Source organism: Paenibacillus sp. FW126-R14 (assembly GCF_058789495.1).
In genome coordinates, this window is the sequence record NZ_JBYTBS010000116.1 from 1 (window position 1) to 2,304 (window position 2,304).

General features: G+C 47.4%; 3 protein-coding genes. All 3 read left to right on the forward strand.

Annotated elements, in window-relative coordinates; all coding sequences use genetic code 11:
• The first annotated feature begins 152 nt into the window (after positions 1 to 152).
• The 3 genes from AC3WRW_RS32675 (at position 153) to AC3WRW_RS32685 (ending at position 2,159) form a co-directional block, all read left to right on the forward strand.
• Positions 153 to 716, forward strand: coding sequence for a tyrosine-type recombinase/integrase (locus AC3WRW_RS32675; protein ID WP_492550385.1), 564 nt, complete (start codon positions 153 to 155; stop codon positions 714 to 716).
• Positions 717 to 855: 139 nt separating this feature from the next.
• Positions 856 to 999 carry a hypothetical protein gene (locus AC3WRW_RS32680; RefSeq protein ID WP_492550386.1) on the forward strand — a complete coding sequence of 48 codons (144 nt, stop codon included), beginning with the start codon at positions 856 to 858 and terminating at the stop codon, positions 997 to 999.
• On the forward strand, positions 978 to 2,159 hold the full coding sequence (locus tag AC3WRW_RS32685) for a replication initiation factor domain-containing protein (RefSeq protein ID WP_492550387.1): 1,182 nt from the start codon (positions 978 to 980) through the stop codon (positions 2,157 to 2,159). The genes AC3WRW_RS32680 and AC3WRW_RS32685 overlap by 22 nt, the downstream gene beginning before the upstream one ends.
• Positions 2,160 to 2,304 lie beyond the last annotated feature (145 nt).

Sequence of the window (2,304 nt, forward strand, 5' to 3'; positions counted from 1 at the left end):
AATAAGAGTATGGACAAATGTAACTAGGTCTGTCAAAAGCTAGAATTGGTTTGCTAGAAACGTTCTTTCTTGTCCTCCTTTGTGCGCTCCTTTGGCAGCGGTGTACAATAGTCCTGCACTTATGCAGACAAACGTACACGGAGGGTGAAAAAATGGCTGTGCAGCCTATTAGGGACATTGAAATGCTAGAGAAGTTGAAACGGCAGCTGCTTGGGAAATCGTATCGGGACTGGTTCCTGTTCGTCTTGGGGCTGAACACGGGGTTTAGGATCGGCGATCTGCTTCGGCTGCGTGTATCGCATGTTCGGGAAAGGTCGCATATCGACATCATCGAGGAAAAGACAGGTAAGCGCCGGCTCTTCCCGATCAATGAGACGCTTCGCGGTATGATCGACGAATACATACGTTTTATGCCTGACGAGCATCTGCTGTTTTCAGGTGACAATGACGGAACGACGCTCCTGGATCGCGGCAATTGCTACAAGGTGATTCAACGGGCGGCTAAAGCGGTGGGGCTTTCGAATATCGGGACGCATTCGATGCGAAAGACGTTCGGTTATCATTTTTACTATCGGAATGATCCGGAAAGTACGATTGCTTCTAGGTTGCGGATGCTTATGGACATCTTGAATCACCGGGACGAGGTAACAACGCTTCGGTATATCGGAGTCTTCCAGGATCAAATGGACCGTGAACTCAAGACATTTAACCTTTGAAAGGAGTAACCAAAATTGAGTGTAGATCATCAAATTATTTTCCTTGCTGCATTGGTGGGGATGGCGTTTTCGCTGCGGGGCTTGTGGTACACGATGAAAGAGGCTATTGAAATGGCTATTGAAAGGGGTAACTAGAATCATGAATTACAAAAAGCAAATTAACGAGATTAAGCGTATTGCTCAAAATGAACCGAATAAGGATAAAGCTAAGCAACTCATTATCGCTTACTTACAAAAACATAAGAACCAGGAGAGTGCGAAATGGATCGAGAGCTTGTCGTAGAGCGTTCGAAAACTTTGACTTCGCTAGTCGACTGGCTGCAATTCACATTGCCATTTGCAACGGATTTAAACCAGGCGTACGACGTGCTAGGAATGCCGTCAGAGGAATTTCTGGACATGCCAAGGGGATTGTTCTCCTACGCCAAACAGAAGGCGTGTAGCGACATTAGGATTCTTTATGAGGGCACGGCGGATATGGGGATTCACATTCAAATGTCCGGGCAAGGCTGCCGCGAATATGAGTCGTATTATGGGCAAGGTTGGGAATCGCTTTTTGAGCGGATCGTCCAGGCGAACGGCAAGTTTACGCGGCTTGACTTGGCGATTGATGAGAAGCGTTATAACAACGAAAAGCCGTATTTCACGATTGGCCAATTAATCCGGAAAGTGAAGCGTAATGAGTGCAGAAGCAAGTTCAAAACGGTGCGTGTGTTGCAGAAGATCAAGATCGAGGGTGGCGAGAACCTGGGCAATACGATTTACTTCGGGTCGCCGCTTAGTGACATTCAAGCCAGGGCTTACGAAAAGAATCACGAAAGAGAGAATGCCGGTCATGAGTTAGAGGATCAGCTCACGTCCTGGAATCGGTTTGAGCTTCAAATGTCGGATGATCGAGCGCAGGCTGCTGTTGAAACAATATTGATGGGGATTTCGTCGGGGGCTATCGTGTATGGCATCTTGTCACATTACATTGACTTTCTGGATCGGGATCGGGACGACTCGAATAAAGCGCGGTGGAATCGGACGAAGTTCTGGGACGACTATCTGGCTGCTGCACAAAAGCTACGGCTCGCTGTAAAGGCTCCTGACAAGACAATCGATCAAAAGGATTCATGGCTCAAGAAACAGGTGTATCCGACGCTCAGCGAGGTTTGGGTGGCGTATGGTTGCCCAGGGGAAGATTATCTTGCTCAGATCCTTACAGAAGGCATGGATCGCATGACAGAAGCCCAGTGGCAGCGTGCAGAAGAGTTCATGCAAGTTCTCCAGGGGGAAAAGGCGAAGTTAGACGAGAAGAAGCGTGCGAAGTATGAAGAAAAGGAACGGCAGCGGATGGAGCTTGTTTACCGTAATCGGCACAGGTATGAATTTGGTGCGCAGCCTTTTGAGGCAAAAGAAAAAGACTCTCTTGGCAGAGAGCCCTTGAAAGTCCTGGTGTAGGACGCAAAACACGAATTATAAAGATCACTTGATCAAATTCGACAAAGTTCGCTATGTACGAACATGTCCAAGTAATGGTAATATGACATTAACGCAACAAATTAAATCTTGAAGGAGCTTCTGAAAGTCTTGGCGGACCAGAAGA